41 protein-coding genes are annotated in these 26,719 nt (G+C 70.6%); 3 read left to right on the top strand and 38 right to left on the bottom strand.

Annotated features, from left to right (window positions below; genetic code table 11):
* Nucleotides 1-7: 7 nt before the first annotated feature.
* From ACIBBH_RS19520 to ACIBBH_RS19420, 21 genes are all read right to left on the bottom strand, one after another.
* Nucleotides 8-4,378: a phage tail tape measure protein gene (locus tag ACIBBH_RS19520; RefSeq protein WP_399406153.1), complete on the bottom strand. Its 4,371-nt coding sequence runs from the start codon at nt 4,376-4,378 to the stop codon at nt 8-10.
* A 28-nt stretch (nt 4,379-4,406) separates the two neighbouring features.
* The gene (locus tag ACIBBH_RS19515; protein ID WP_399406151.1) at nt 4,407-4,613 is read right to left on the bottom strand and encodes a hypothetical protein; all 207 of its coding nucleotides are present in this window, start codon (nt 4,611-4,613) and stop codon (nt 4,407-4,409) included.
* Between the two features lie 215 nt (nt 4,614-4,828).
* On the bottom strand, nt 4,829-5,200 hold the full coding sequence (locus ACIBBH_RS19510) for a hypothetical protein (protein WP_399406149.1): 372 nt from the start codon (nt 5,198-5,200) through the stop codon (nt 4,829-4,831).
* Nucleotides 5,201-5,203: 3 nt separating this feature from the next.
* Complete coding sequence (locus ACIBBH_RS19505; RefSeq protein ID WP_399406147.1) at nt 5,204-5,560, bottom strand: hypothetical protein; 357 nt, start codon at nt 5,558-5,560, stop codon at nt 5,204-5,206.
* Nucleotides 5,561-5,651: 91 nt separating this feature from the next.
* Entirely contained in the window at nt 5,652-6,419 is a 768-nt protein-coding gene (locus ACIBBH_RS19500; protein WP_399406145.1) for an Ig-like domain-containing protein, read from the bottom strand.
* A 54-nt stretch (nt 6,420-6,473) separates the two neighbouring features.
* Nucleotides 6,474-6,896 (bottom strand): hypothetical protein, encoded by a 423-nt coding sequence (locus tag ACIBBH_RS19495; protein ID WP_399406143.1) that lies wholly within the window; start codon nt 6,894-6,896, stop codon nt 6,474-6,476.
* A complete protein-coding gene (locus ACIBBH_RS19490; RefSeq protein WP_399406141.1) occupies nt 6,887-7,165 on the bottom strand; it encodes a hypothetical protein in 279 nt (92 codons plus the stop codon). Before ACIBBH_RS19490 ends, ACIBBH_RS19495 begins: the two co-directional genes overlap by 10 nt.
* Before the next feature lie 11 nt (nt 7,166-7,176).
* Nucleotides 7,177-7,524, bottom strand: a complete 348-nt coding sequence (locus tag ACIBBH_RS19485; RefSeq protein ID WP_399406139.1) for a hypothetical protein — start codon at nt 7,522-7,524, stop codon at nt 7,177-7,179.
* Nucleotides 7,524-8,087 (bottom strand): mobile element protein, encoded by a 564-nt coding sequence (locus ACIBBH_RS19480; RefSeq protein WP_399406137.1) that lies wholly within the window; start codon nt 8,085-8,087, stop codon nt 7,524-7,526. The genes ACIBBH_RS19485 and ACIBBH_RS19480 overlap by 1 nt, the downstream gene beginning before the upstream one ends.
* Nucleotides 8,077-8,604 (bottom strand): hypothetical protein, encoded by a 528-nt coding sequence (locus ACIBBH_RS19475; protein ID WP_399406135.1) that lies wholly within the window; start codon nt 8,602-8,604, stop codon nt 8,077-8,079. Before ACIBBH_RS19475 ends, ACIBBH_RS19480 begins: the two co-directional genes overlap by 11 nt.
* Nucleotides 8,601-8,813 (bottom strand): hypothetical protein, encoded by a 213-nt coding sequence (locus ACIBBH_RS19470; RefSeq protein ID WP_399406133.1) that lies wholly within the window; start codon nt 8,811-8,813, stop codon nt 8,601-8,603. Before ACIBBH_RS19470 ends, ACIBBH_RS19475 begins: the two co-directional genes overlap by 4 nt.
* 15 nt (nt 8,814-8,828) lie before the next feature.
* Nucleotides 8,829-10,154 carry a phage major capsid protein gene (locus ACIBBH_RS19465; protein ID WP_399406131.1) on the bottom strand — a complete coding sequence of 442 codons (1,326 nt, stop codon included), beginning with the start codon at nt 10,152-10,154 and terminating at the stop codon, nt 8,829-8,831.
* Nucleotides 10,155-10,160: 6 nt separating this feature from the next.
* On the bottom strand, nt 10,161-11,063 hold the full coding sequence (locus ACIBBH_RS19460) for an HK97 family phage prohead protease (RefSeq protein ID WP_399406449.1): 903 nt from the start codon (nt 11,061-11,063) through the stop codon (nt 10,161-10,163).
* A gap of 10 nt (nt 11,064-11,073) precedes the next feature.
* Nucleotides 11,074-13,020, bottom strand: a complete 1,947-nt coding sequence (locus ACIBBH_RS19455) for a phage portal protein (RefSeq protein ID WP_399406129.1) — start codon at nt 13,018-13,020, stop codon at nt 11,074-11,076.
* Nucleotides 13,020-13,241: a hypothetical protein gene (locus tag ACIBBH_RS19450; RefSeq protein ID WP_399406128.1), complete on the bottom strand. Its 222-nt coding sequence runs from the start codon at nt 13,239-13,241 to the stop codon at nt 13,020-13,022. The genes ACIBBH_RS19455 and ACIBBH_RS19450 overlap by 1 nt, the downstream gene beginning before the upstream one ends.
* A 22-nt stretch (nt 13,242-13,263) precedes the next feature.
* Complete coding sequence (locus tag ACIBBH_RS19445; RefSeq protein WP_399406126.1) at nt 13,264-15,048, bottom strand: terminase large subunit; 1,785 nt, start codon at nt 15,046-15,048, stop codon at nt 13,264-13,266.
* Nucleotides 15,017-15,499: a phage terminase small subunit P27 family gene (locus ACIBBH_RS19440; RefSeq protein ID WP_399406124.1), complete on the bottom strand. Its 483-nt coding sequence runs from the start codon at nt 15,497-15,499 to the stop codon at nt 15,017-15,019. Before ACIBBH_RS19440 ends, ACIBBH_RS19445 begins: the two co-directional genes overlap by 32 nt.
* Nucleotides 15,500-15,615: 116 nt before the next feature.
* Complete coding sequence (locus tag ACIBBH_RS19435) at nt 15,616-15,840, bottom strand: hypothetical protein (protein ID WP_399406122.1); 225 nt, start codon at nt 15,838-15,840, stop codon at nt 15,616-15,618.
* A gap of 28 nt (nt 15,841-15,868) precedes the next feature.
* Nucleotides 15,869-16,273, bottom strand: a complete 405-nt coding sequence (locus tag ACIBBH_RS19430; RefSeq protein ID WP_399406120.1) for an HNH endonuclease — start codon at nt 16,271-16,273, stop codon at nt 15,869-15,871.
* 66 nt (nt 16,274-16,339) lie between these two features.
* Nucleotides 16,340-16,771: a hypothetical protein gene (locus ACIBBH_RS19425; RefSeq protein ID WP_399406118.1), complete on the bottom strand. Its 432-nt coding sequence runs from the start codon at nt 16,769-16,771 to the stop codon at nt 16,340-16,342.
* A 173-nt stretch (nt 16,772-16,944) separates the two neighbouring features.
* Nucleotides 16,945-17,160, bottom strand: coding sequence for a MerR family transcriptional regulator (locus tag ACIBBH_RS19420; RefSeq protein WP_399406116.1), 216 nt, complete (start codon nt 17,158-17,160; stop codon nt 16,945-16,947).
* A 114-nt stretch (nt 17,161-17,274) separates the two neighbouring features.
* On the opposite strand from ACIBBH_RS19420, the gene ACIBBH_RS19415 reads away from it, so the two are divergent.
* Entirely contained in the window at nt 17,275-17,571 is a 297-nt protein-coding gene (locus ACIBBH_RS19415) for a hypothetical protein (protein WP_399406114.1), read from the top strand.
* Nucleotides 17,568-17,873, top strand: coding sequence for a hypothetical protein (locus ACIBBH_RS19410; RefSeq protein WP_399406112.1), 306 nt, complete (start codon nt 17,568-17,570; stop codon nt 17,871-17,873). The genes ACIBBH_RS19415 and ACIBBH_RS19410 overlap by 4 nt, the downstream gene beginning before the upstream one ends.
* A gap of 1 nt (nt 17,874) precedes the next feature.
* On the opposite strand, the gene ACIBBH_RS19405 is transcribed toward ACIBBH_RS19410, so the two are convergent.
* The 12 genes from ACIBBH_RS19405 to ACIBBH_RS19350 all read right to left on the bottom strand — a co-directional run bounded on the left by ACIBBH_RS19405 (nt 17,875) and on the right by ACIBBH_RS19350 (nt 24,326).
* Nucleotides 17,875-18,321 (bottom strand): hypothetical protein, encoded by a 447-nt coding sequence (locus tag ACIBBH_RS19405; RefSeq protein ID WP_399406110.1) that lies wholly within the window; start codon nt 18,319-18,321, stop codon nt 17,875-17,877.
* A gap of 151 nt (nt 18,322-18,472) precedes the next feature.
* Complete coding sequence (locus tag ACIBBH_RS19400; protein ID WP_399406108.1) at nt 18,473-18,850, bottom strand: hypothetical protein; 378 nt, start codon at nt 18,848-18,850, stop codon at nt 18,473-18,475.
* Between the two features lie 160 nt (nt 18,851-19,010).
* Nucleotides 19,011-19,226 carry a hypothetical protein gene (locus ACIBBH_RS19395; RefSeq protein ID WP_399406106.1) on the bottom strand — a complete coding sequence of 72 codons (216 nt, stop codon included), beginning with the start codon at nt 19,224-19,226 and terminating at the stop codon, nt 19,011-19,013.
* Between the two features lie 13 nt (nt 19,227-19,239).
* Complete coding sequence (locus tag ACIBBH_RS19390; protein ID WP_399406104.1) at nt 19,240-19,404, bottom strand: hypothetical protein; 165 nt, start codon at nt 19,402-19,404, stop codon at nt 19,240-19,242.
* Nucleotides 19,405-19,483: 79 nt separating this feature from the next.
* Nucleotides 19,484-20,269 (bottom strand): hypothetical protein, encoded by a 786-nt coding sequence (locus tag ACIBBH_RS19385; protein ID WP_399406102.1) that lies wholly within the window; start codon nt 20,267-20,269, stop codon nt 19,484-19,486.
* The gene (locus tag ACIBBH_RS19380) at nt 20,266-20,856 is read right to left on the bottom strand and encodes a hypothetical protein (RefSeq protein WP_399406100.1); all 591 of its coding nucleotides are present in this window, start codon (nt 20,854-20,856) and stop codon (nt 20,266-20,268) included. The genes ACIBBH_RS19385 and ACIBBH_RS19380 overlap by 4 nt, the downstream gene beginning before the upstream one ends.
* Nucleotides 20,853-21,383 carry a hypothetical protein gene (locus tag ACIBBH_RS19375; RefSeq protein WP_399406098.1) on the bottom strand — a complete coding sequence of 177 codons (531 nt, stop codon included), beginning with the start codon at nt 21,381-21,383 and terminating at the stop codon, nt 20,853-20,855. Before ACIBBH_RS19375 ends, ACIBBH_RS19380 begins: the two co-directional genes overlap by 4 nt.
* Nucleotides 21,380-21,676 carry a hypothetical protein gene (locus ACIBBH_RS19370; protein WP_399406096.1) on the bottom strand — a complete coding sequence of 99 codons (297 nt, stop codon included), beginning with the start codon at nt 21,674-21,676 and terminating at the stop codon, nt 21,380-21,382. The genes ACIBBH_RS19375 and ACIBBH_RS19370 overlap by 4 nt, the downstream gene beginning before the upstream one ends.
* Nucleotides 21,677-21,886: 210 nt before the next feature.
* A complete protein-coding gene (locus ACIBBH_RS19365; RefSeq protein ID WP_399406094.1) occupies nt 21,887-23,524 on the bottom strand; it encodes a hypothetical protein in 1,638 nt (545 codons plus the stop codon).
* Between the two features lie 66 nt (nt 23,525-23,590).
* Nucleotides 23,591-23,770 (bottom strand): hypothetical protein, encoded by a 180-nt coding sequence (locus ACIBBH_RS19360; protein WP_399406092.1) that lies wholly within the window; start codon nt 23,768-23,770, stop codon nt 23,591-23,593.
* Complete coding sequence (locus tag ACIBBH_RS19355; protein WP_399406090.1) at nt 23,767-24,024, bottom strand: hypothetical protein; 258 nt, start codon at nt 24,022-24,024, stop codon at nt 23,767-23,769. Before ACIBBH_RS19355 ends, ACIBBH_RS19360 begins: the two co-directional genes overlap by 4 nt.
* Nucleotides 24,021-24,326, bottom strand: coding sequence for a hypothetical protein (locus ACIBBH_RS19350; protein WP_399406088.1), 306 nt, complete (start codon nt 24,324-24,326; stop codon nt 24,021-24,023). Before ACIBBH_RS19350 ends, ACIBBH_RS19355 begins: the two co-directional genes overlap by 4 nt.
* A 150-nt stretch (nt 24,327-24,476) precedes the next feature.
* On the opposite strand from ACIBBH_RS19350, the gene ACIBBH_RS19345 reads away from it, so the two are divergent.
* Entirely contained in the window at nt 24,477-24,782 is a 306-nt protein-coding gene (locus tag ACIBBH_RS19345; protein WP_399406086.1) for a hypothetical protein, read from the top strand.
* A gap of 61 nt (nt 24,783-24,843) precedes the next feature.
* On the opposite strand, the gene ACIBBH_RS19340 is transcribed toward ACIBBH_RS19345, so the two are convergent.
* The 5 genes from ACIBBH_RS19340 to ACIBBH_RS19320 are packed head-to-tail and all read right to left on the bottom strand — an operon-like array spanning nt 24,844 to nt 26,717.
* Nucleotides 24,844-25,515: a hypothetical protein gene (locus tag ACIBBH_RS19340; RefSeq protein ID WP_399406084.1), complete on the bottom strand. Its 672-nt coding sequence runs from the start codon at nt 25,513-25,515 to the stop codon at nt 24,844-24,846.
* Nucleotides 25,512-25,733 (bottom strand): hypothetical protein, encoded by a 222-nt coding sequence (locus tag ACIBBH_RS19335; RefSeq protein WP_399406082.1) that lies wholly within the window; start codon nt 25,731-25,733, stop codon nt 25,512-25,514. Before ACIBBH_RS19335 ends, ACIBBH_RS19340 begins: the two co-directional genes overlap by 4 nt.
* Nucleotides 25,730-25,933 (bottom strand): hypothetical protein, encoded by a 204-nt coding sequence (locus ACIBBH_RS19330; protein ID WP_399406080.1) that lies wholly within the window; start codon nt 25,931-25,933, stop codon nt 25,730-25,732. The genes ACIBBH_RS19335 and ACIBBH_RS19330 overlap by 4 nt, the downstream gene beginning before the upstream one ends.
* Complete coding sequence (locus ACIBBH_RS19325; RefSeq protein ID WP_399406078.1) at nt 25,930-26,454, bottom strand: hypothetical protein; 525 nt, start codon at nt 26,452-26,454, stop codon at nt 25,930-25,932. The genes ACIBBH_RS19330 and ACIBBH_RS19325 overlap by 4 nt, the downstream gene beginning before the upstream one ends.
* Nucleotides 26,451-26,717, bottom strand: coding sequence for a hypothetical protein (locus ACIBBH_RS19320; RefSeq protein ID WP_399406076.1), 267 nt, complete (start codon nt 26,715-26,717; stop codon nt 26,451-26,453). Before ACIBBH_RS19320 ends, ACIBBH_RS19325 begins: the two co-directional genes overlap by 4 nt.
* Between the last annotated feature and the right edge of the window lie 2 nt (nt 26,718-26,719).

Raw genomic sequence — 26,719 nt, 5'->3', positions numbered from 1 at the left:
CTCCCTTCTACTTGGTGCCGGTGCGGACCTTGCGCCGGACCTGCCGCATGCCGGCGGCAACACGTCCGTCGGCCCGCTCGTCCACGTAGGCGGCGAGCTGGCGGCCGTCCTCGAGGACCAGCCACAGCCGGGACCCGGAGGCGAGCGTGCCGCCCTGCCCGGCCGCGGCCGTGGTGTACGAGGCGGGCGAGACGGCCGGCGGCTCGGGTACGGCTGCGTCCGCGACGCGCGCGGCCGCGGCCGCCACGGTGCTCGCGGTGTCGTCCAGGCCGAGGGCGAACCCCTTCCCGGTGAACGCGCCGAGGGGACGGGTCACCCGGGACGGCGACTTGATCTTGAGCTTCTTTTTGATGCTCGAGACCAGGGCGTCGCCCAGCTTGTTCATCGCCGCCTGCAGCTCTTTCTGTTGCGACTGAAGCCCGGTGAGGAACCCCTTCGACGCGTTCTTGCCCGCGTCGAACATGCTGTCCGCCATCGTGTTGCCGTAGCTGGTGCTGAGCTTGGCGCCGGACTTGGCCAGCTGGTTGAGCTGGGCGATCTGCGCCTTGCTCGCACCCGCTACGACCCCGGCGAGGGCGCTGTCGGGGCCCATCGCCACCAGCTGCCCGATCAGGTCCTGGGACAGGCCCCGCTTGGACAGGTTGGCGATCGTCGCCTGGAACTGCTTGGCGGTGGCCTGTCGGTCCTGCAGGCCGGCGATGACCTGGGCCGCCGAGGTGGAGTCGGACAGGTTGGACAGGCCGAGGAAGTCCTGGGCCGTCTTCTTCTGATCGGCAGCCGTCTGCTTGGCGGCCGCGAGTTTGGACTGCACCGAGTCGCGCTGCTTGGCCAGGGACTGCAGCTTGGCCGAAGCCTTCGACGTCGACGCGGCCAGGGATTTGCCTGCGCCGCCCGCCGCCTTGAGGTCCTTGGTCAGCTCCTCGAACGCCTTCTTGATGTCCGAGGCACTGGCCGTGAGGATCTTGCTGACCGAGGACAGGTCTCCGGGGATCTGCTTGCGGGCCGAGGCGCTGCTCGTGCCCTTCGCGAACCCTCGGAGCGGGCCGAGCCCGGCGGCCATCCGCATGGATGTCGCCGAGTCCCACACCGTGGCCCCACCCGTACCGAGCTGCATTAGCTCGGGCCCGCGCTCGCCGACCCAGAACACCTCGCCCGCGCGCGGCCGGCCGCCACCCGCGTAGCCCTTGGGGGGCTTGGAGGCGTTGGCTTGCTGCACGCGCGTGATGTTGCCGTAGACGGCGACGATGTACCTGATCGCGGCGGCTACGTTGGCGACCGGGTCCAGGATGCCGCGGCCCTTGAGGGACGCGGGCACGTAGGCGTTGAAGGTGCTGGGGATCGTCTGGGCCAGGCCCTGGCTGGGATGGCCTGCCTTGGCGTTGCTGTCGGTGCGGTTGATCGCGCTGGCGTTCCAGCCGCTTTCCCTGCTGATCAGGGTGTTGAGGCCGGACAGCCATTGAGCGATCGTGCCGGGCGGTGGAACACCGGCCGCGGACAGGGCCGATCGGATGATCGCGGCGTGCTGTCCGGAGGGGATCTTCCCGCCGCCGAAGGAGTCAGAGGCTCCTTTCTTGTCGGCCTGCTCGGAGTAGCCGAACAGGGCGTCGATCATCTTGTTGGGGATCTTGGCGATCATGTCGCCGATCCCGGAGCCGAGGCCGGGGATGTGCGACAGCAGCGGCCGCACGACCGCGTTCACACCGGCCTTGGCCGAGGCGGCCAGCGTGTCCTTGAGCCACGAGGCGCCGGCCTTCACCTTGTCCCAGGCAGCCGAGCCCCAGCCGGCCAGCTTGGACGCGCCCTTACCGATCCAGCCGAACAGGCCGCCGCCGCTCTTGAAGCCGGGGAGGGCGCCGGTGCCGCCGGCCGCCGCCCACTTCCGCAGGGCCATGACCGCCCCGTGGCCGCCGGCGCCGCGTACCTCCTTGGCTGTCCAAACGTGCTCGTTCTTACTGAGCCACGCGGGGATGTCGTCGGAGGTCTCCGTGCCCGCCCCGAAAACTGGACCGCCCGTGGCGAACTTGTACGTGGACAGCTTCGGAGCGCCGAAGGCCGAGGCGACCTTGTTCCACATCGCCACGATGCCCTTGTTGTACACCGTGTTGACGATGAACGAGACGGGCGCCTTGGCGATGCCCTTCACCTTGTCCCAGGCGATCTTGATGGCGTCCTTCGCTGCGCCGAACGCCTTGCCCACCAGGCCGATCGCTCCACGCAGCTTGTCGAGCGTGGGCTTGATCCCGCTGGTGTAGACGGTGGAGATCACCGAGCTAACGCCATGGATGGCTGGAGCGATGGCGTTCTGCCACAGCCACTTCGCCCAGCCGCCGAGGGTGCGCAGTCCGGCGGTGAAGTACGAGAGAACGATCTTCACTCCGGCCCAGAGCACACCGAACCCGGCAACCACCCAGCCGACGACCGGAGAGACCGCGTTCGTCCACAGCCAGACGGCCCACCGGCCGATGGCCCGCAGCCCGGCAACGAAGTACGAGAAGATCAGCTTCGCTCCGGCCCAGAGCACACCGAGCCCGGCCACGATCCAGCCGACGACCGGAGAGATCGCGTTGGTCCAGAGCCAGGAGAAGACGGCGCCGAGTAGCTTGACGGCGAGGTAGATCGGACCGAACACGACGATCGTGATGACCGTCAGCAGGATCCGGGCGGCCGTGTCGATGAACCCGAACACCGGCTTGATCACGACCGTCCACAGCCAGGAGAACGCGGCGCCGAGAGCGGACAGGCCTGCCATCAGCCCGGCGAACGCGGGCTTGAGGACGTTGTTCCAGACGTACAGGGCCGCCGTCTGGATGCCTGCCCAGGCGGCCTGCACGATCGCCCGGAACGTTTCGCTGCGCTGGTAGGCGACGACGAGGGCGGCGGCCAGGGCCACGATCGCCGTGATCACGAGGATCACGGGGTTGGCGTTCATGACCGCGTTGAAAGCTGCCTGCGCGATCGTCGCGCCGCGCTGTACGAGGGTCCAGGCGAGGATCGCTCCCCGGTACAGGGAGAACACGGCGGTGACGGCGAGGGTGGCGATCTGCTGGGCCAGGATCGCCGCGGTGAATCCGCCGACGGCGATGGCGATCGGGATGAGCCAGGTACACATGTCCCGCAGCCAGCTCACCACGCTGACGCCCGCGCTCCAGAGGCTTTCCAGGGCGGGGACGACGAGGGAGGCCGCCGCCCCGGCGACAGTGGTGAGAGGCGGCAGGATGTTGCGGTTGATGAATCCGCCTGCCGTGGACAGCACGGGCAAGACCTGGCCACCGATGACGTTGACGACCGCCTGCTGCAGGCCGCGGGTGAACACCTTCAGTTCGTACGCGGGCCCGGAGTGCAGGTCCTTCCCGAGCTGCTGGGCTGCGCCGGATACGTCACCGAAGGCCTTTGAGGCCTTGGACGGGTCCAGCTTGAGGAGCGCGCGGCCGGCGTCCTCGGCCTGTGTTCCGAACAGGCCGACTGCTGCAGCCTGTTGCTTGACCGGGTCCTTGATCGAGCGGAGGCGGTCCAGGACCAGTTGCAGGCCGTCGGAGGCGCCCTTGCCGCCCTTGGCGATCTGCAGGGACATGTCTTTCGCGTTCAGTCCGAGCGACTTGTAGGCGTCCTGGCTGGTCGCCGACATGTCGATCGCCCTGATAGAGAACTCCTTGAGGGCGTCCGCGATGATGTCCGTGTCGCGGGCGCCGCCCTGGATGCCCTGCTGGAACAGGCCTAGGGCCGTCTTGCTGTCGAGGCCCAGTTTGCGCAACTGGACCGGGTACTCCTGGAACGTCTCGAGCAGGTCCTCCGCGTTCGGGCCCAGCTTCTGGAACCCGACCGTGAGCACGTCCAGCGCGGACTTGGCGTTCGGCGCGAGGCCGTTCTTGAGCTGGGCGGCGACGGCCTGGGACTGCAGGTTGAAGTCGGTGCCGAATGTGGTGGAGAAGTCCGCCATCTGCGCGGACAGTTCCCGGATCTGCTTTGTCGTCGCGCCGGTGGGCAGCAGGCCGCCCTGGACGGTGGCGCGGACGGCCTCGGCGCCGGCCTCGATGTCGTCAACGATGCCCTTGGAGTAGAGCTGTCCGGCGGCCTTGCCGTACCGGGCGGCGTCCCGGCTGGTGGCGCCGAGCTGGGCCTTGAGGGTGCCGGCGACCGAGGCCTGTTCCATGGCCTGGTTGAACGCTTCGGTGAACTGCTCGCCGAGCTTGGTGGCGATTTCGGTGACGCCGAGTGCGGCGAGGGCGCCGGTGAAGGCGTCACGGAAGCCTCCGCCCGCGCCCTCGCCGGCGTCCTGCCCTGCGCTGGCAGCTGGGCCGATGAGCTGGCGGCGCAGCTCGTCGGAGATGCCCCGCACGGAGGGGATGACCTGCAGCGTGGCGTAGCCGACGTTCGGCACGGGGCACCCCCTGGTGTTCAGTTGTGGGTCAGGTGATCTCCCCGCGGGCCAGGGCGCGGCGCCGCTCGGCGGCCCGGCTGAGGGCGGCCTTGCGCTTGGCGATGCGTTCGGGGGAGTTCTTGTCGCGGCCGCGGCCTTGGCCCGGGCGGGCCATCGGGTTGGGCGGCTTGGACTGCTTGCTCGGCTTCACGCCCTCGTTGGCGCGCTGCCAGTTGGCGATACGCAGCTCGTCCACGGTGAGGGCCTGCAGGTGCTCCTGCAGGCTCCACAGCCCATCTGTCTGGCCCAGCGCGATGCGCGTGCGGGCGCGCGGGGGGAGCTGGCGGACGAGGATGCCCAGTTCCCGCCAAGTCAGCCGCGGCCGGCCGTCCTGGTCCCGGGCGAACAGGTCGCTGAGACGGACGCCGTAGTGCTCGCGTAGGTCGGCCTCTACGGCCTCGCCGTGCTCCCTCAGGAGCCGGACGAGGCCGGCGATTCCCCCTCAGCCGCGCCGCAGTGCTGGCGGTAGGCGTCGAACAGGGCCTTGAGCTTGTACTGGGGGAGCGGGACGGCGCGGAAGTCCGTCCAGTCTTCCTTGCTCATCGCGGCCTGGAACACGCCGATCATGGCGCCGGTGTCGCCGCGCTCGGCGGCCTCCATCAGCTCCCAGACGTCCAGGTCCTGCAGGTGCGTCATGGTGAAGCGCCGATTGGGGTTGTCCGCCGTTGCCCACAGGAAGCGGAACGGGGTCAGGTCCACCTCGGACTTGACGGCGTTGAGGTTGAACTCAAACGGCTGGTCGTCCGGCGTCGCCGGGCTCTTGGTCGCGGTTCGGGTGGTCATGGGTTACTCACTTTCGGTGTTGCTGGTCGGGGGCTTGAGGACCTGGACGCTGTCGGCGAGGAGCGTGAGCCGCACGGTGCCTGAGCCGTCGGGGGCGAGGCCGATCTCCATCGGTGCCCTCGCCACCAGCCACGGGAACGGCTTGCCGTCCACCGTGATCTCGCTCCCTCGGACGGTGATCTCCTTGGCGCGTACCGGTGCGGCCGGCGCCTTGTGCTGCTCGGCGGCGCGCCGCTCGCCGAGGAGGACGGCCGCCACTCGGGAACGCTGGTTGCGCGGGAGTTCCTCGCCCTCGGCGATGACGCCGAGTTCGACGGCCTTGGCGTGCAGCTCGGCGTCATCGAACTGCTGCAAAGGCATGGGCCTCCTTCGGTTCGCGGTTCGGTGGATGGGTGGAGCACCGGGGCGCGGTCCGAACCGCGACGAACGCCCGCGCCCCGGTGGCTTTCGGTCAGGTGACCGTGACGGCGCAAGTGTCCGTCTGGCCCTGGTAGGAGGCCGTGATGGTCGCGGATCCGGCGGCGATGCCGGTGACGAACCCTGCGGACACCGTGGCCTTGGAAGTCGCCGAGGACGTCCAGGTCGCCTCGGCGGTGACGTCGGCGGTTGACGAGTCGGAGTAGGTGGCGGTGGCGGCCAGGGCCTCGATGTTCCCCGCGGTGACGGACAGGGTCGCCGGGGTGACCGAGATGGACTGCAGGACCGGGGTGGCCTGCCGCTCGAACAGGTAGCCGTCGTCGGTCGGGAAGATCGTCGCCGCGATCGTGGCGCTCTCGAGGTCGGTCTCGTTCTCGCCGTGGTCGCCGTCCAGCGTGCACTCGGCGTACTGGCTCGTGATCAGGCGGCGGACCTTCGTTCCCTCCCGGGTCTCGAACGCCACCAGGACCCGCTCCGGACGGGGCACCTTGATTCGGGTGGCGGTGGAGCCGGGCCACACCAGGCGCCGCGTGGTCGTGTTGTCCTCGAGGACGGTGAACGACTTGGTCAGCTTGAAGTGCTGGCGCGAGGTGCGGACGAGGATGCCGCCCCAGGCGAACTTGTCGTCGGTGTCCTCGTCGCGGGTCTCGGGGAAACCCTCGTCGCCGTCCAGGAGGCCGACCAGTTCCCAGTCCGAGCCGAACGGGGTCTCGGCGTTGGCGGGCAGGGTCGCGTTGAGGTTGAAGCTGACGTAGACGTCAGCGTCGGTCCAGAGGTTTGCCTTTGTCGGGTCGCCGGCCACGGCGCCCTCCTTCCAGGTAGCAGATGCAGGGAGCCGCGGTTCGGCGGGTGATGCTCAGGCCAGCCGGGGCCTGACGTTGGCGAGCACGGTGAACGTCGACAGCAGCGCGTCGGAGACGTCGTCCACGGCCGGCAGCGGCCCAGTGCCTGGGCGTACGCCACGGATGATGTCGCCGGAGTGGACGATGAGCAGGCCCTGGCAGAGCATCGCCAGGTCGTGCGCCTGGTCGTCGTCCTCGTGCCAGCACGTCACCCGGAGCGTGACGCGTGCGTTGGCCATGGACGCGTGCGGGGTGTCGCTGTCCTTGCGGACCATGACGTACCGAAGCGGTGTCTCAGGTGCGCGGCTGTCAGGCACTCGGGTGCCCACCGTGACGCCCGCGGTGAACGGTTCCGCTCGGCCTTGCAGTGCGGCGCGCAGGACGGCGGCAGCCGCCGCCTGGGCGTCATCGAATACGGTGAGCGGCTTCACTGCCACGCCCGGACCTCGAGGCCGACCTCGCCGGCGGCTCGGGTGAGTATGCCGTCGCGGGCCTGCCAGGCCATGGCCCGGACGTCTTCGACGGTGACCGAGGCGGCTCCCCGGTCGGTGGTGTAGGCGCGTACGGAGACGACCGTGCCGGTGGGCACGTTCGGCCGGACGTGCGCGGCGATTGCGCCGGCCAGGCCATCCACCGCGCTGCGCAGCTCGGCGCTGTTGAGGACCTCGCGGACGCCGCGGGTGTCGAGGCGGAAGGACTCGAGCATGGGCTGCCCTCCTATCCAGTGGCGCGGATCATCGTGAACTCAATGTGGTGCGGCTCACCGGTGAGCGGGTCGGACCACTCGGCAACCTCGCCCTGCACCTCGAGCGTCATGCCTTTCCACTCGAGGCGGTCGGCGGCTGTGATGTCCGGGTGGGTGCCCTCGGCGGACTGAACATGCCAGCCGGTGACGACGGCCGTACGCGTCGCGTCCTGGTCCTCGTTCTGGGTGGCCGGTTGGATGTTCAGCTGGTCGACCGGCAGCCGGTTGACCTTGTCCGGGGACCAGTCCTTGACCTGGTTGCCGCCTCGGTCCGTGCGCGTGCCCGCGCGAACGCGCACGAGGGAGTCAAAGAAGAACATCACGCGTCCCCGCCCGTGCGGACCTTGTACCGGTTGACGGCCGACACCCAGGCCTCCGTCGCGCCGGACGCGGCCTGCGCGCCGAACGTGACGGACTGCCCTCCCACGGCCTTGGACTGCACGCCCACGGGGATCGTGAACGCGGCCTCGGCACGCTCGAGGACGACTTCTTGGATGTCCTCGGGCACGTTGTCCAGGCCGTCCCAGCCATGGCTGTAGATGACCTGCAGGCACCGCAGCCGATCGGGCCAGTACAGGAAGCCGAGGCGGCGCAGCATGCCCGACTCGGACCAGCTGTAGTCACTGCCCTCGGTCAGCTCGGTGCCGTCCAGGGTCACCCGGGTGACCGCGGTGGTGGGCCACACGGGCAGCAGCAGCGACTCCCGTCCGTTACCGTCCAGCGTGACCGTGTCGTCGGTGACGAGGGTGACCCGGTGGCCGACCTGCCCACGGAAGCGGCGCGTTGCCGAGCGCAGGGCGGCGAGTAGCTTCGGGTCGTCCGCGCTCCGGCCGAGTTTTGCGGCCAGCTCGGCCGGGTCCGCGAGGAACTCGTCAGCTGCCACCGTCGGCCTGGGCCTTGGTAGCCGCCGTCGTACGGGCCTTGTTCGCCGATGCCGGTCGCCGCTTGGCCGGCGCCTTCTTGGGCTCGGCGGGCGCCGCCGTCGTCTCGGCGTTCGCCTGCGGACCGACGGGGGTTTCGCCGGTGCCCGGGCTCGGCTCCTGGGCGGCCTGTGCCTCGCCGTCGCCCGGGCCCGAGTCGGCCACGTTCTCGCCGACGTCGTCGCCCTGGCCGCCATCGGTAGTCGCGGGCTCGGCAGGCTGCACCGGCTCGATGGTGGACGCTCCACCCACCACGTCGTCCGTGTCGACGCCGAGCCGCTTGGCGTCGTCGTCGGACAGCTTCATCACGGTCTCTACGCCACCGCGTACGACCTTGTACTTCTTGAGCGGACCGCTCACCGCGGCCACCTCCTCGATGAGTTGGTCCACCGGCACGACGCTGGAGGGCGGGCCGCACGTGGCGTTCTCGGCCCCGCACGGGCACCGCCCTCCGGCGTTGCGGTGGATGAACAGGGTCACGGGGCGATCAGGCCGGCCGCCCGGAGCTTGGCCAGGAGGCCGTTGATCGTGTTTCGCGCGTTGGTCAGGTCCGTGACGACCTTGTCGAATTCGACCTTGGTCGGGTTGGCCCCGGCCGCGGCCGTCGTCGTGACCGCGGCCATGTCGGCTTGGGATGCCGCCTGCTTGCCCTCACGGGCCGCGCCGGCGGCCGGGTTGAGGTACGCCATGGGTCATGCCTCCGATCAGGCCGTGAGGTCGATCTCGACGAACGCGCTCGGCTGGAGGACACCGAAAGCCGCGCGCATCTCGGCGAGGATCGCCACGAGGTTGCGGACGAAGAAGTCCAGGTGAGAGTCCGTGATCTGGATGGTGGCCTGCTCGCGGTCCCACAGGACGGCCTTGCGGAAGTCACCGCAGTAGCCGGTGCCCGCGGGCACGGCCTCGGTCTCGATGACCGGGAGGCCCCACAGCTGCTGGGCGGTGCCCGCTCCGGCCGGGCCGCCAAAGTAGAACCGCGCCTCGTTGTCCTGCAGGAGGTCCAGCGCCTCGGTGTCAGCCGGGTTGAGCAGGTAGGCGTTCGGGACGGACCGGCCGACGGTCCGCACCAAGGTCTTGGCCTTGCGGGTCGTCTTGAGGAGGTTGGTGTCCCAGGCCTGCGCCTGGATCCCGGAGACGTTCGACAGGCCCTCGAAGTTCTCACCGGTGCCGTCGCCCTGGACCATCTGGTCCTCGAGTTCCTCCTCGAGGCCGTACAGGAGGAAGGCGTCGATGAGGGTGCGGATCTGCGCGGCGTCGGACAGGGCCCGCTTGGTGGCCGGCATCCAGTGCGCGATCGTCTTGACCGCGGTGGTGATCTTCGCGAGGGCGAGCCCGGACTCGGGCTTGTAGCCGCCGCCGGCATTGTTCACCAGCGGGCCGGCGCTGCCCGGTGCGGTCGGCGCCGCCGAGCTGGTGGCCTCCGGCACAGGGGCAGCGGCGTTCGTCACCGAGGTGACGCGGACGTACTCCACCGTGTCAGAGGTGGTCTGGCCGGGGGTGACGACGTCCCTAAGGCGCAGCGGTCGCTGGAACACGTCCAGGCCGACGGCCAGGCCGCGGTAGTCGTTGGTGACCAGGGCGCCGCCGGAGGTGTCGGAGCCGCCGGTGACCAGCGACTTGACGCCGAACATCTCGGACTGGACGCGCTGCTTGGCGCCGAACTGCCCGGTGGGTGCCTGGGCGAGGAGGCCCTTGTACTCGGGCGACTCGGTGAACTGCTGGCCCAGGGACTTGGCCTTGTCGGGCAGCAGGAACCCGGAGGCGGTCTGCCGGTGGCCCTGGTCGTCGGTCTTGGCGTTGAGGGCGATGTCGTCGCCGAGCTGCTCGAGGGTTCGGCGGATCTCGTCGTTGCCCTTGAGCTTCTCTATCTCGGCCTTGGCCTGGGTGGCCTTGGCCATGTGCTCGCGCAGTTGGGTGGTCTCGTCCTCGGTGAAGTCCCGGTCCTGCTCCTCAGCGAGGGTGGTGATCTCCCGCGCCTTGAGGAGGTGATGCTTCATCTCCTCGTTGAGGTCCTTGATCGTCTTGGGCATGTCTCCTCATTCCGTGAGCGATGCCTCCAGCTCGAGGAGCTGGAGGTCGGTGCGCAGGCGGTTGGAGACGGCGCCGGCCTTGGCGGCATCCGTGGTGGATGCTTCGCGGGGGTCCGGGGTGGCCTCGTTCTCGGTGCTGCTGGTGACGGTGTCCTGCGGAGTGTCCTGGGCGGGCGCGGGCTCTGAGGGCTGGGCGGGCGGCTCGGTGCCGCTGGCCGCCGCAGAGCCGGGCTGGCCGGACTCCCCCGGGGGCGGGGTGTCGTTCTTCGGGGCCGCGGGGTGCCGGGCCTTCTCCGGCTCGGCGGCGGCCAGGACCTCGCCGATCGACGCGTGTGCGGCGGCGAGGCGGTCATAGTTGGCCTGGGACAGCACGCGTCCGGCCTTGGCGCCGGCGGCGATGCTGGCGGCCTTCGCGGCGAGCAGCTCGGTCTCGCGGTTGACGCCGAGCAGGCAGGGCCCTACCTCGTGCAGGTCGACCTGGCGCAACTCGTAATAGCCGCCCCAGGGGTGGGTATCGTCCTTCACCCAGGCGCCGCCGCCGTTCGGGACGTCGTAGGCGAAGGAGAACTGCGTGACGCGGCGCCCCTTGAGTAGCCGGTAGACCTGGTCGGCGGAGGGGTTCTCGCCGAGGTCGTCAATCTGTCCGAGGACCTCCAGGCCCTGGGCGGTCTCCTGGGCCTCCACCACGTGCCCGATGTGGGCGAACGGGTCGGACCACTGGTGGGACCAGATGACGGGGATGCTGTCGCCCTTGGCCGCCCAGTCCTGCAGGGTCTGGGCGAACGCCCCGGGCCTGACGACATCGCCGTAGGTGTCCTCGTTGTTGAAGACGGAGACGAGGGCACGGAACTGACCCTCTTCCAACCCGTCGGTGACGCCCGCCGCCTTGACCTTGGCGGTCACTTCCATCGTGCGCACGTCATTCCTCCTTCGCGTAGTCGAGGGTGCAGTTGCAGTTGACGAGTTCTTCGGCGCGGCCCTGGCCGTCACCGGGCCACCGCAGGCCGTTGCTGAACACGTCGTCCAGGGAGACGGATTCGCCGTCCTGGGCCTTGTGACTGGGCCTGGGGTTCTTCCCGCCGGTCCGCCAGATTTTCTTGGTCAAGCCGCTCGCGCTGGCGGCGTCGTGGCTGCCGAAGGAGCGCAGCTCGGTGGAGGCGGTACGGGCCCGTGCAGTGGCCGCGGAGCCCCACGCTGCCGCGGCCGACTGCAGGGCCTCCCGCCAGCCGTCGCTCCCCTCCTCCTGCACCTTGGCGACGGCGTCCCGCCCGGCGTCCTCGTGCTGCTGCGCATGCGTCTCAGCTGCGGCGAGGATCCAGGCGAGCATCACCTCGGCCGACCAGTTGTCGGCCTCGGGGTTGTAGATGTCCAGTACGTCCCAGGCGCCAACCTGGGCGAGCCGGTAGCCGTGGGTGGCGAGCAGCGCCTGCAGCTGCGCGAGCCGGTCCTCGGAGCCTTGTGCCCACAGGGCGAGCAGGTCCGGCATCCCGGTGTCGCCGTCGGCCTTCGCGCCGGCGGCCGTCAGGAGCGCGTTCGCCTGCCGCTCGGTGAACGCCGTCAAGGTGGTCTCGAGGGCGTCCCGTTCGGAGGCGAACGTGCCCAGCGACGACGGCCTGCCGGAGGCTTTCCTACGCGGCAGGCCGCCCGCTTTTGGGGCGCTGGCTCCGCTGTCCGGGGCCGTGTCCCGGGGCGACGCGAGGCCGCCCTCGGTGACGTTCAGGGGGACGATCAGCTCGTCTCCGCCCTCGATGCGCGGCAGGTTGTTCCGGGCCCGGATCTCGTTACGCGTCATCCACGGGCCGCCGGTCGCCGTGGAGGCTGCAGCCGCCTGCGACTCGAAGTCGCCGCGCATCTTGGACTCCACATTGAACTCGCAGTAGACGTCCTGGTTGTCCGGCACATCCGGCAGCACCTGGGCCACGAGTTCCTGCTGCAGCATCACCGTCCAGGGACCGAGCGTGTCCTGGTACAGGTGGGCGTGCTGTTCCTTGATGTTGCTGTAGGTGGCGTGGTCGAGGATCCCGATGAGCGGGGGCGGGATGTAGTAGGCAGCCGCGCACTCCTCGCGGGTGAGCTTGCGGGCCTCGATGTACTGCGCCTGTTCCGGGTTGAACCCGATGGGCTTGTACTCCATGCCGTCCTCGAGGATCGGCGTGCCGCCCTCGGCGCCGCCGCCCTGCGAGAACGTCCGCCACATCTCCCGGAACCGGGCCTTCTCCTTCGAGCCCCACTCGGGCGCATCGGCCGGCCGGACCAGCACGCCGGTCAGGCGGGCCCCGCTGCGCCACATCTGCGCACGCTGCTTGGCGGCCTCTGAGGACTCGAGGATCAGCTCGCGCAGCGACTCGATCGGCGACTCCCCGTAGGTGAGATCCGTGGGCGAGTAGCCGTGGATGTGGACCACCTCGTCCGGACTGAAGTCCCTTCCGCCCGCAGTCTCGTACTTCTCCGGCCGGATCCAGTTGCCCCCGTACGGGCGGATCAGGGTGGGCGGTACCGGCAGGATCCGCAGCCGTCCGTTGAGCTTGAGCTTGATCCCGTAGGCGTTGTCGTACAGCGCGACGTCGGAAACGAGACGCTCGACAAACCGGAACTGGGTCATGCCGGGCAGTGGCTCGGCGAGCAGCTGCGCCATCGGGTGATCCGTCAGCCGCTCCCGGTCGGTGTCGCTGACCCTTCGGAAGGTGTGGATGCCGAGCTGTGCGATGTTCCGCGCGATGAACCCGATCACCGTGCGGACCTGTGGCTGGGTGCGCCAGATCGTTTCGTACTCCCACGGCGCGGCCCGAAGACTGATCGGCGCGTACGCCGGCAGCACGCCGGCCCCGGTGGTGGCGAGTTCACCGGAGCTGACCACGAAAGCCATCAGCTGCCACCCCCGGCGAGGACCTGGGTGAACTGCACCTTGGCCCGCTCGATGACGACCTCGCCGTCCACCTGCTGCGGTGGGCGGCCGGCCTCGAGCAGCTCGGCGTCCCGCAGGACCAGGAGCGGGCCGCGCTTGGCCCACAGGATCCCCCGGAATGCCTTGTCGGCCAGGTTGACGACGACCCGTTTCCGTACGGCGGTACGGCGCCACGCGAACATCGCGGCCTCCCCTCCGGCCGCCCTAGACGACCATGATTTCGTCCTCGTCCGCGTACCGGGACTTCCGGCGCGGAGGCCTCGCGAGGACCTCGGACATGGCGGTCAGCAGGGCAGACACGCCGTCGATCTTGTCGCCGGAATTGGCCTTGTCGGGCTTGACGTTGCCCGCCGGGTCCATGACCACCGCGAGGTTGTCCACGCACCAGCGCACGATGGGGTGCCCGCCGTGCCGCAGCACGGGCACCTCCGGCGTGCCCCGCTTGATCAGCCTCTGGGTTTCCTTGAGGCAGGGCGACATGGTCTGGAACCCCTGCCGCACCTTGACCATGGGCGCCCGTTCGCTGACCAGGTCATTGGTCAACTGCGAGGCGTTCCACGGGTCGTAGCCGATCGACCGGACCCGGAACGAGTCGCGGTCCTTTCGGATCTGTTCCTTGATCCAGTCGTAGTCGGCGACGTTGCCCGGGGTGGTGGTGAGCCAGCCCTCGCGCACCCAGCGCGAGGCGGCCTTGGCCGTCCGCTTGTCGAGGGACGGGATGTTGTCCTCGGGCGTCCAGAAGCGCCACAGGGCGTCCAGCGTGCCATCGTCGTCGTTCGGGAACAGCCAGCACAGGGCCAGCAGGTCGGACGTCGCGGCGAGGTCCAGGCCGCCCCAGGTGTCCCGGCCGTGCAGCTTGGCCTCGTCCACCATGCCGGCATTGCGGTCCCAGTCCTCGATCCGCAGGAACTTGATGTCCTGCCGCGTGCGGATGCCGAGGTGCAGCCGCTTGTACGAGGCAAGGTCGGCGTCCGAGGACTGCGCCCTGCGGGAGGCCTTTACCAGGTAGGCCCGGGTCGGCGAGACACCGAACCCGGGGTTGGCCGCACGCCAGGTCTCCTCGGCGTGCGGGTCGGCGTCGTCCGGCGCGGCGAAGATGACGCCGAAGACGCTCGGGTCGTGCAGGACGCCACGGGCCAACTGCTCGATGCGCCGGCGCTTGTTGTCGTACGGCGTCTCGCGCCGGCCGGTGTCCGCCGTGGTGATGACGACGTTGAGCGGTTGCCGCCGGGAGCCCGTGCCAGTCTCCAACGCCTCGAGCATGTCCGGGCTCTTGTGGACGTGCAGCTCGTCCAGGATCGAGGCGTGCAGGTTGGCGCCGTGCTGGGCATCGGCGACGTTGCTGATGCACTGGAAGTACGACCCGGACTTGGGGTGGAGGATCTTGTCCTTGAGGGGCTTGACGTGTCCCTTGAGCGCGGGCGCGGATTCGGCCAGGCGCCGGATTGGGTCGAAGACGAAACGGGCCTGGTCCTTGGTCGTCGCCGCGGCGATGACCTCGGCGCCGGGCTCGCCGTCGGCGGCGGTCATGTAGATCGCGATGCCGCCGCACAAGGTGCTCTTGCCGTTCTTCCGCGGGACGTCTACGTACAGCTCGGAGATGATCCGGACGTAGTCGCCGGCGTCCTCGTCCCAGTGCACCCAGCCGAACACGGGCGCGATCACGTACGCGACCTGCCAGGGGTCTGGACGCAGGGGCTGGCCGGCCCATTGCCCCTTGGTATGGCGGAGCTTGGAGAACGCGTTGATCACCCGGTCGACGCGCGCCGGATCGAAAACCGCTCCCGGTTCCTGCCGCGGCTCCGGCGTCTTGATCAGCGGCGGGCAGTCCGGCAGCGGGATCCCACGGTCGACCAGGTACCAGGCCACCTCGGGGCTGAGCTTGAGCCGGTCCAGCTCCTCCTGGTCCGGCAGCTGCAGCTGGTCTCGGCGCTTGGCGGCCTTCGGCTTGCTCGGCTTACGCGAACGGGTTGTCGTCCTCGCTGCCATCGTCGGCCCCTCTCGCCAGGGCCTGCTCGCTGCTCGGTGTCAGGCCGAACTGCGCGGCGAACGCCCGCAGCTCGCGGCCGGCGGAACGGGCGATCGTCACGGCCGGGTGCGGCACGGTGCGCGTGGTCTCGCTGCCGGATGCGCTGACCGTGACGACCTGCGTGGTGATGCCCTCCTTGGTGACCGTGCGGGTGGCCTCCACGAACTGGGACCAGGTCTCGCAGTACGCGGCGAGCACCGCGCGGTCCTCTTCCTTGAGGAGGTCCAGGCGCTGCAGGCCGGGGGCGACGCGGCGCCACTCGGCGGCGGCCTCGCGGCTGAGCCAGGTGGGCGGCTTGGGTGGGATGCGGCGGAACGCTGGCCCCTGGTTGACGACGCGGCCACCGGAGTCGCGGCCGTTGCCGCGGCCGTGGAGGAGCTTGAGGGCAGCGGGCTGGGCGGTACGCCCCATGGTCATCACCCCTCTGACCTGCATGTTTACTCAGCGTGACGGGTCTGGTGGCCCATCGCGCGGAATTTTTTCTGAGACGGCGTGCGCCGAGTTGACCGCGCCGGGCCCCGGGGCGATCAGGCTGGTGATTTTGACTCCCCTACCCCCCGGCCAGCTTCGCTTTCCGGGACGGTCGAAGTGATCACGGCGCTGGGGAGCGGCTTGGTCACGAGGCCGCTCTGCTGCACGAGCACGGACGCGGCATCGCGCACCAGCACGTCCGCGAGGTCGGGGTCGATGCCTCCGGCACGCAGCTCGGCGCGGTACTCGAGGAGCTGCTGGGCGGTTGAGGCTGGCGGCATGGGGGCCTCCGGGAGGTCGTCGGGAAGGTCAGCGGGCCTTACGTCGGCGTGCGTTGGCGCGTGCGGTCTCGGCGCGGCTCTTGGCGTCGTGGCACGAGGTGCAGGCCAGACCGAGGTTGTCGAGGGAGCGGCGTGCGCCGCCCTCGCTGATGGGCGTGATGTGGTCGAGCTCGTGCGGCCATGTCGTCCGGTCGTCGGGGTCGTAGGCCTCGGGGTCTGCGGGCTCGGCGCCGCACAGGTAGCAGCAGCCGTTGTCTCTCGCGGTGACCTTGCGCTTGAGGGTGCGCCATTCGCCTGAGCTGATGCCGTAGCGCGCTGCCTTGTCGTCGCGGCCTGCCCAGGGGATGGGCTGGTGGTCGTCGCAGCGTGAGCCCTTGGTCGCCAGCTCGTGGCATTCGGGGTCGGTGCAGCGGGAGGGCGGGGCGTACGGCATGGCGTGCCTCCCCCCTGTGTCACCCCGGGGGGTGGGTATCCCCCGGGGGTGTTGTCCTGGGCTGGCTCAGGAGGCCGGAGGCTCGTCCTTGGCCTTGCTGATGCCCGTGGGCTCGCCGTTCACCATGGTGGCGAAGATCCGGGCCTGTGCTTCCTTCTTGGCCGGGACGGGCACGAGGACAATGCCCTCCTCGTGCTCGATGGTGATGAACAGCTGGCTCATGTCCTTCTTGGCCCAGATGGCGAAGATGCCGATCAGAGCGACGCGCGCGGCCGTGATCCGCTTGCGTGCGGTTTCGCCGGCCTCGATGGTGACGCGTGCGCCCTCGATGGGGATGGCCTGCTGGTTGGGCATGCGGACCTTGCCGCCCATGATGGTGACACCTGCAGCGGCTGCAGCGGCGGTGAGTTGCCTCTGGCGCTGCGCTGCGGCTTGCTCCTCTGGCGTCTTCTTCTTGCCGAACATGTCGGCCCCCTCCTCGTCGCGGTTGCGGCCCATGGTTCCACGGGTGCGTGCGCGTGCGGATGGGGTCGGCCGGTATCAGCTGGGACGACAAGGCCCCCACCACCGAGGCGCGTTGGGGGCTTGATCAATCAGCTTATTGAGTCCGTTTTCGGACATGGGTGTGCGCCAAGATCGTGGCGCATGGATCGGCGCACGTCAAGCGGGGTTTACCGTGCGGCGCGTTGACCTGGCCTGGTCGGCTTGGCGGCGGTCGCGGCCTCGGTGACGGCCTGGACGGTGTAGACGGGGCGGCGAGGGCTGCCGCCGGCGCGCTGCAGTATGCCGCGGCGTACCCAGTCGCGGATGGTGGCAGGTTCCACGCCGGCGGCCTTGGCGGCGAGGCTGGTGGTGAGCAGGCCGGGGGGCAGGGACGCGTACTCCATGTGTTCCATGGTGCGGCAGGGGCTTGTGGCGCGAGGGCAGTGGCGTGGGTGGCCAGCGTCACGAACTCGTCACTCTGGCGCGGCCCGTGCCGTGGGCGGATGAGAATCGCCCGCATGAGCGTGATCAACTGGGGTGACGTGCCCACGTGGCTTGGCACGTTGTTCGCTGCGGCGGCGGCCGGTGCGGCGGTGTGGACCATGAAGAGTCAGCGGGACCAGATCCGCGAACAACGCGTGTTCATCGGCGAGCAGTCGGCCACGATGGCGCTCGAACGCGCCGAGCTGCGCGCTGCAGCTGAGGATCGGCGGTGGGCGCAGGCTCGGCGCGTGCGCATGATGCAGCGAAGGCTGGCGCGACGACCGACGACCAGGGCGCGGCCGTTCCCGACAACCACTGGGTGGTCAGGGTGACCAACGACAGTGATGCGCCGGTGAGGGACGTGGAGGTGCGGTTCGGGACGGCGTACACCGCTGCGGAGGCCCAGACATGGGACCGGGCCGGCGGAGGGCCGCAGGAGCCTGGGGAGCGGCTGACGCTTCCTGTGGATCTGCTGGGCGCTGGCCGCACCGTGCGGTTCCTGTCGCAGCGCTACTCGGCGCCGACGGTGCACAACAACCGCCCGACGCTGTACTTCTCCGACGACAGCGGGGTGCGTTGGTCGTTGGACTCCTACGGTGACCTCAAGGAGACGGACCAGCAGCCGGGCGCCTAGGTCAACGTCCGGGGGGTGCCGTACGGCGATACCCGCGGCGGCCCTCGAGGGCCTGGGCGGCTGTGCGGCCCTTCCACCGGTTGACGCCACTGGAGGTTTCGTCGGGCTCGGGCCAGCGTCGTGGACCGCCGGAGCGGCTGCGGGAGAGGTCGGCGCGGATGGTGGACGCCTTGAGGCCGATGCCGGCCGCCTCGAGTTCGGCGGCGGTGTAGAGGCGCTCGGGCTCGAGGGCGTTGTCGGTGGCGCGGTCGACGTGGGCACGTAGGAAGGCGTCGACCGCGTCCGGGTCGAACTGGCGCCAGCGGCCTCGCCGCTCCTCTAGGGGCGCGGGCCAGGCCGGGTGGCGGGACCAGGTGTTGCGTACGGTGCTGAGCGGCCGTCCGGTGCGCGCGGCGATCTCCTCGAAGGTCTCCGGGGTGCGGGCGGCGGGCCGGTCGGTGTCTACCATGGGGGTCTGTCCTCCTGTTGGGGGATGGATCCGACCGGTGAGGGTTTCGCAACGGCGCTCTGGTGCCGAAGGCTACGGCCTGGCCCTTGCCGGTCTCTCGCTTTCAGTGGGCAACCGCCCCCCGGCTGGGTGCCGGGGGGCGGTTGTTGGATCAGTCTCCGGTCTCGTTGATGATCAGCCAGAGCGCGAGACTCTTGAGGGCCTCCTCGGCGTAGACGAGGTTGGCGCCCACTGCCTCGGCTCGGGTCTCCACGAACCTCGTGGCACACAGTGCGTAGAGGTCGATGGCGGCCAGGAGGTGGATGCAGCCGGTGAACAGCTGCGCTTCCTGGGTCTCGCCCATCGGCTGGTCCTTGGCGAGTTCCGCCACCCGCTGGATTGCGGGGACCGCGTCTCCTGCCGGGATGTGCTGGTCGGTCGGGAGACCGATCGGCACGGGCAGGTTGGCGCAGACGTCGACCAGGATCGTGTAGACGGTCGAGATCGCGTGGGCCAGGACCCGCATGATCTCGTCTTCACGGTCAGCCATATGACTGTCCTTCCACTGTTGAGTTGAGATGGATCCGAGGCCTGGGGTTCGCAGCCCCTCACCTCTTGATTAGTACTTTACAGCATTGGATTAGTGGATTGCAACACCCTTGGGTGTAGAAAAGGCCCCGACCTCCGCAGGCCGGGGCCTTCCCCACGGATCACGCCAGCTGCCAGCCCGACAGCCGCTCATCCGGGCCCACCTCGGCGGTCAGCCGGAGGCCGGGCAACTGCTCGAGGTCGACGCCGGCGGCCTCGGCGATCTCGGCGGCCGGGTAGCGCTCCGGCTCACCGCGCTCCTCCGGCGGGACGTCGGCGACGACCTCCGCCTGGTCGCCGAACAGCAGCAGCACTTGGACGTTCACGCGCTCGCTCATGGGGTGGATCCTCTCAGGACGCGTTGGGGTCGACGCCGGCGCGCTCGCGCATCGCACGGTCGGACTGGGTGGTGTACTGCTGACGCTCCTCGGGCGTCCAGTCGGCCACCCGCTTGGGCAGCCTGCTCACGGTCTCCTGCAGCTTGTCGGTCTCGCTCGTACCCCTGCGCCGGCGCATGATGGGGCTCCTGTCTCGTGTTCGGGATGGGTGGACCGGGGCGGCCGGCTAGCTGCCAGGCGGACGGCCGCCCCGGGGTCTACTGGTCGCGCGGTACGACGTGCGTGCGCGCGGGGTTGACCTCGTCCGGGATCGTGACGAAGTCGTACTCGGTGTTGTTGCTGTTGTTGTTGGCCCCCTGACCTGCGGCAACAGCGGCAACGTCCTCCGGTCGCGGGACGATGGCGGGGTGCGCTGCAGGGCCGCCCTTCACCCCGGTCGACGTGCCACGGCCCCTCATCCGTACGTCGTCCACGGGGATGGCCCACCGCGTCAGGGCCTCGCGGACGCGGTCCGAGGTGGTGCCCAGGTCCTCGGCGAGGACGGCGAGATGCGCGTGGGGCGTGCCCACCTTGGCGAGGGAGATACGGAGGTCCGAGAGCGAGAGGAGCGGCGGCCCTGCGGGGGCCTGCTCGAGGGCGGCCTCGCCCAGCTCGGCGTCGGCCTCGTCGTCGTCGGCCTGGTCGCCGGTCGGCTCCTCCTGGTCCGGCTCTGCCTTGGCCGTGCGCTGCTTGGGCTCCCAGCCGTCCCGGCCGGCGCGGTAGGCGGTAACGATCCACAGGCCTGCGGCCGTGAACAGTAGGCCGCCCCAGGCGCCGGAGGCAATGCGTTCGTGTACCCGGTCCCCCAGGCGCGCGAGGAGCTGCGGTCCGCGGTAGAGCGCGAGGAGCGTGAGGCCGAGCTGTGTCCACCAGGGCCAGCTGGTGACGCGGCCGTGGACGGCCCGGGCGGCCCGGCCGACGTAGTGGGCGGTGAGGCGGCCACTGCCGGTGGAGACGCGGTCGGCGGCGGTACGGAGCCACTGCCGGGTAGTCAGCGCGGTCACAGGAGAGTCCCGTGGACGAGGCCGTGCAGGGCCCAGTCGCCGAGGCTGTTCGCGCCGGGTACGACGATGTTGCCGATCAGGGCGAACGTGCCGGTGCCGATGGTGATGAGCGTGCCGGTGAACACGCCCTTCCACCACTTGCCCTTGGTCGCCTTCGGGGGGACCTTCCGCAGCAGCCACAGGCTGACCACCATGGCGGTCACGACCAGTGCGCCGCCGTCGCCGAGCCCGGGGGCGGAAGCCTTCGCGATGGCGTGGGCCTGGTGGCCGGTCATGGTCGACATGACCAGGCCCCCGATGCCGTTGCCGCCCCACCGGAACAGGCCGGCCATGGAGCCGAGGAGGCCGGCGGGGCAGGCGACCATGAGGGTGCCGACGGTAATCCCGAACCAGAACGGGATGAGGACCTTCGGGTCGCGCGCGGAGCCAGCTGCAGCCGCGCCCGGTACGCCCTTGGCCCCTCCCCCGCCGCCACGCCACCAGCGGACGTGTTCCACGGCGAGCAGCCCGACACCGACGGCGAGGCCGGCGGACGTGATGGTGCTGGACTGGGCAGCCGAGGGGACGGCTGCAGCCAAGGCGATCATGTGTGAACTCCGGTGATTCCGTAGACGAGGGTGGCGAGCGGCAGGGCCAGTCCGGTAGCCAGGACGGCCGCGTACAGCAGCAGCCGGGCGACGAAGGCGCGTATCCGGGGCATCCACAGGTCCGGGTCCGAGTGCCGGGCACGGATGCGGCAGACGTTGTCCCAGAACGCGACCAGGGCGAGGGGGATGACCGCGATCACCCATGCCCCGGCCAGGCCAGCGTTGCTGCGTGCGTCGGCCAGGACGTGCGCCCAGGGCCTGCTGAGCGGGAAGCCGAGAGCGAGGAGCAGCAGGTGGTGTCCCCACCGGACGCGTGTCCACCAGGGCGGCGTGCGGTCCTTCTCGGGCGGGTCCGGCGGGATGCTGACGTGCACGTAGACGGGCGGCGGCGCAGCTGGCGGCGGCCCGGGCGGTCCACCACCGAGCGGCGGCCATCCCGGATTGGCCGACGGCGGGTTCGGCGGTGCGGGCGGCTGCTGACCGCCGGGGATCACCTTGGCCGGGATAATCGGGCGGCGGCTGGTCACCTCCACCACCTCGCGCAGCTGACCGCGAGCGCCGTGACGCCCGCCCAGACGGTGGCGGACCAGATCCGTCCCCTGTCATAAGCGCGGAGCGCTGCGAGGGCGGCGGCCAGGCCCACCGCGATGCCCAGCGGCGGGAACAGGACCAGCGAAGTGAGCAGCAGGAACGGCAGGGCGACGGTGACGGCGACGCCGGCCAGGACGGCGAGGAGCCAGCTGGAACGCCGGCGGACAAGCCAGACCGTGGCCAGGCCGGGGGCGAGCCCGGCGAGGCACAGCACGGTGATGAGCAACATGGTGGGGAGTCCTCAGGTCAGAAGGTGGGCGAGCCAGTGCAGCGCGCCGAGGAGGAAGCAGAGAGCGCCGACGGCGAGGCCGGCGGTGAAGGCGAGTGCGAAGGCCTGGCCGTCGCCGGGGCGCGGTCGCCATGCGGTGATGGCGAGCGCAAGCCCGGTGCTGACGATGGCTAGGGCAGGTGAGCGCGAGGAGCAGCCCGGCAGTGCTGATCACCGGCGGGCCTCCTCGGCGAGCGTGTCCCGCAGGAGCTGGGCCTTGGGTTGGCCTACCCGCAGCTCGGTCTTGAACGTCTTGACGGGCGCGGGTCGGCGGTGGGTACGGCGGTAGGCGGCGTCTACCTGCCGGGCGCGTCCGAGTAGGTGCTCCCAGTCGTCCGTACCCGCCGGGGCGGTGTCCTCGGGTACGGCCTCGGAACCGGGTAGGGGCTCAGGTACGGGTACAGGTAGGGGCCTGGATCCGTCGGCTACCTGGGTAGCGGCGGGTACCTCCTCGTCGGCCCCGGTCCACTCCTGGGTGATGCTGGCGAAGTGGTCCACGGTGCCTCCGCCGACCGCCGCGGTGACGTCGTGGCCACGGAGCGGGTCGGGTACGCGGATGTGTACCTCGGCTCGGGTAGGGCGGCGCCGGATCACCTCGGCGGGTACGGCGCAGGCGACCTCCGGGCGTACCTCGGGATCGGTGGTGAGGTAGAGCTGCAGGTCGCTGCGCGGGTAGGCCTCGCCAGTCGAGTCGGGTACGCGTGTGCCGTCGTCCGGGGTAGCAGTGTCCAGCTGGGGGCGCTCGGGCGAGGCGAACAGCAGTGCAGCGGGCTGCCCGGACTCCACCGGCGCTGGCGGGGTAGGGTGCTTCGGAGCGGCGTGCAGCGCTACCTGGACCTGGGCTTGCGAGACGGGTACGCCGTACTCGGTGCACAGGCTGGCCAGCTCGGCTGGGGAGGCGTCCGGGTGCCCTGCGTGGACTCGCAGCACAGCGTCCACGGGGTCCATGCGGCGCAGCTCGGCGCCGGTGACGCCAAGCGGAGTACTCGGGTAGGGCTCGGTTAGGGGCTGCGGTACCCAGGGGGAGGCGACGGGTACGGTGCGCAGCTCGGCGGCGTTGCGGCGGGCGGCGAGCAGCTGCAGCAGCTGGTGGCGCTGGTCGCCGTTGACGGCTGCGCCGGAGCGGGCGACGGATGCCTTGAGCGCGGCCCTCCCCCACCAGCCGAGGTGCTTACGGGAGGCGAGGCGTACGGCGCGGGCGGTGGCCCGGTCGCGGGAGACCTGCTCGGCGGTGCGGCCTCGGACGGCCAGGCCGAGGCGGGAGAGCAGCCGCTCGCGCAGTTCGTGGCCGATTTGGGCGGGAAGGCCGGTGGAGAGGGCCTCGGGTCGGCTGACGCGGATCTCCAGCCCCATGGCGAGGTGCCAGAGCATGCTGGCCATGACCGGTCCGATGACCGCGCGGACGGTGCCGCCCCAGAACCCTGACTCGCTGTAGGCGGGGATGATCTGGATGCCGGTGATGCACCACACGAGCACGCCGGCGACACCCGGGGTGCCGGCGGCCGTGTCGGTCGCGGTGGCTTGCTTGTTAGCGCGGGCCATGATGGCGCAGGCGAGTAGGGCGCCCTCCCCCGCGGCGAACATCACAGCGCGTTCGTCCACGGCGGTCATGCCGAGGCGGTGCTCGGCGAACCGCCAGGAGGTGTCGGCGCTGTAGGCGGTGCAGATGAGGGCGCCGATGCCGGCGGCGAGGACGGCGCCGCTGGTCCGGCGCACGATGATGGCGCAGATGGCCGCGAGGACGCCCGCGAGCAGGGCGGCGGGCCAGAGGTGGCCGGCCGTCCAGGCGATGGGCTGGTCCAGGGACACGTGGAACTCCAAGGAGGCGTGGAGGGGCGGGCCCGCACGGTTGTGCGGGCCCGCCGTCTGTGCGGGTCAGTTGCGGCGGCTGCCGGGGGCAGCGGCGGACTCGGCGGCGTGCTGGCGGGTGTCGGCGAGCTGGCCGCGGGCGGCCCCCTCGGCGGCGGCCTGCTCGGGGGCGGTGCGTCGGTCGGCCTGGCAGGCCTGGACGGTGGCGGGCTCGGCCACGATGCGGTTCTCGGTCCAGCGGCTCACGCGTCACCTGCGATCTCGCGCAGCTGCTGGGCGAACTCGCGGCGGATGACCGATCCGGTGATCTCCGGCACCCGCTCGCGCAGCGCGCCGGACAGGGTGGGGTCCATCGTGGTCGCCTGGATCAACGCGATCCGGCCGATCTCGGTGATCGGCTGGTCAGGCCGGGCGGTCTCGAGGCGCTCGGCCATCTCGCCGAGGGCCTGCTTGACCAGGGCCCGCTGCATGGACGACAGGCGTCCGTACCGGCCGCTCATCCCAGAGCCCCGGCGGCGGCCCGGAGCCGCAGGGCGGCCTCGCCGCGGGTGATGCCGGTGAGCGGGGGCATGTGGCTCCGGGCCCGCTGCAGGGCGATGTCCCGCACGACCTCGGGCAGGTCCTTGAGGACGGCGTCCGTGGCGATGTTCATGGCGCGGCGCAGGGAGGCGTCGTCCATGTCCGCGGTGGCGTCCATGTTCAGGAGGCGGGCGGCGAAGTTCAGGAGCTGGGCGCCGTAGCTGGGCTGTTCGATCAGGCGGCGCAGCGCTTCGTCTGTGGGATCGGGCTGGGTACGCTCCATGGCGGACCTCTCCTTGTGATCGCTTCAGGACGGGTCCACCCCTCGGCCCGGAGTAGCCGCTCCATATGGGCCGAGGGGTTTTCCCGTTGTGCCGAGACGACAGTAGCGAACTTCCTTGTTTTAAAACAAGGAAGTTGGAAGGATGGAGTCATGCCCGACTCCCCGCCGGAGGAAGTCGCAGAGACAGGAGGGCCGGACTTGATCTCCTTCGCGGACATGCCCGCGCGCCTCGAAGCTGCAGGTCTCAAGCGAGTGAGTGCGCAGCGCTGCCGGCAGTTGGCCGAGGAGGATCCGGACTGGCCGGTGCCTCTCGACAAGGCAAAGAAAGTCGGACGCGTCCGCCTGTTCGACTGGCGGGTCATCGAGCCGTACTTCCGAAATCGGAAGTCGAGGCAGGGGCAGAGGACCGACATCGCCCAGCAGGGGGAGGAGCCGCCGCGCCAGCGGGAGACGTAGCGGCCGTACAACGCATGCGAGGGCCCGCCGTGCTGGGGTTGCGGCGGGCCCTCGCATGTCGTCAGGCTGCTGCGGGCTCGAGGGCTCGCTCCTCGGCAGCGCCGGGCCGCACGCGCCCGGGCTGGAAGTACCGCAGGGCGAGCCACGTGTGGGGCGGGTACTCGCACAGGCACCACTCGCACTGCACGGGCTTGCCCATGTCGGCGTACAGGCGGGCACCGCACACGGTGCCGGCCGGGTCGACGGCGATGCAGTGGCCAAGCAGGGTGGGCTCGTCCGCGTCGCGGCCGGGCTGGACGACTCGGCGGACGCGGTGGACCAGGCGGCGGATGTCCCAGCCGAAGGCCTCGCCCGCGTACCAGCGGGAGATCCAGTCGAGGTGGCTGTCGAGGTCGGCGGCCGCGATGGTGACGCGGTGGGCGAGGGAGGCGGCTCGGTCGGGCATGGCCCAGCCTCGGACCTCGTAGACGGCCTCTCGCCAGTCCTCGAGGACGCCGACGATTCCGCCGCCGGCGCGCAGGTCCAGGACCTCGGAGTCGACGGGCAGGGGCGCCTCGGCGCGGCGGACGCGGCCGCCGTACTGGGCGCTGCCGGTGGTGCCGGGGGCGAGCCAGGCGTCCAGGGAGGCCCACATGCGGGGCAGGCGCTGCAGACGTTCGTGGGTGGCGCGGGTGCAGCTGTGGCAGAGGGAGCCGTACTCGAGTTCGTGGGTGTCACACAGGGTGCAGATCATGTGTGCTGCCCTCCTTGCTGGTGCGTGGGGTCGTGCTCGGGCCACTCGAGGCGGCCGCCGCCGTATCCGCGGACCAGTTCCGCGGGATCGGGGGCGGCCGAGGTGAGCCCGTATTCGGGGTCGTCAATCGCGACGGCCCATCCGTCCGGCAGCAGGAAGCACGCCAGCACCTGGTGGGGCAGGTGCAGCCGGAACGGCCGGCCAGGAAGGTTGATCACGCTGTGGGGGCCTTGAAGGGGCGGAGGTGGATGACGGCGAGGGCCACGGTGTTGTCCGGGATGAGGGGCAGGCCGAAGTCGATACCGCCGAGGAGCGGCCGGGGGTCGGCCTTGGGCAGGGCAGCGGTCAGCTGGGCGAGGGTGTCCGGGTGGGCGACGATCGCCTGCACTGGCTCCTCCCGGTAGAGGTAGAACTTCACCGGGGCCTCCGCTGCAGCGAGTCACGGTCCCACCCCAGCCGGATTTCGGTGGGCAGGCCCTGCGCGTGCAGGTGCTGGGTGACGTCGTCGGCGATGGCGTCCATGCGCTGGGGCAGGCCGGCCTCGAACTCTTCGTCGGCCACCCGGCGGGCCCGGGCCGCTTCCGTCATGACAGCGAGGGCCTGCTCGACTGCTTGGCGACGTCGGCGGCGGTGCTCGCGCAGCGCGGCCTCGGTGAGGACCAGGACGCCGAGCCCGAACAGGGCGGCGGGCAAGTACAGGTGGCGCAGGCCGGCGACGATGCTGGCGGCTGCGAGCAGCAGGGCGCCGGTGGTGGCGGCGTGCTGATACCTACGGGTAGGGCGCACGGTGTTCCTCCGGGTGCGGTGGTGGCGGACGGCTTTGCAGGTGGCGGTGATGAGGAATCCGAGGAAGCTGAGGGCGCCCAGGGCCGCGCAGGCGAGTCCGGCGATGAGGTACCAGCCGGGTGCCGCGGGTACGGTCGCCCCGGTCTGGTTCACGGGGTGACCGCGATTTCGGCCAGGGGGACACCGGCAGCCAGTTGGCGGTGCAGCTCCTGCAGGCGAGCCATGGCCTTGCTGTCGCGTCGGGACAGGGCCTTGCGTGCGGGGCCGGGCAGGTTGCCCCAGCAGGTCCAGCACAGGTATTTGCCGGGGCCTTTGGGCTGGCGGCAGGACGGGCAGGGCGTGGTGGCCATGGCTGGTCTTCCTTGGTCGCGGCGGCTGAGGGGGGCGAGGACCGGGGCGGCGGTGGCGAGCGCCATGG

This window comes from Streptomyces sp. NPDC051636, from assembly GCF_044453765.1.
GTDB lineage: Bacteria > Actinomycetota > Actinomycetes > Streptomycetales > Streptomycetaceae > Streptomyces.
This window is presented reverse-complemented; position numbering and strand designations above follow the sequence as displayed.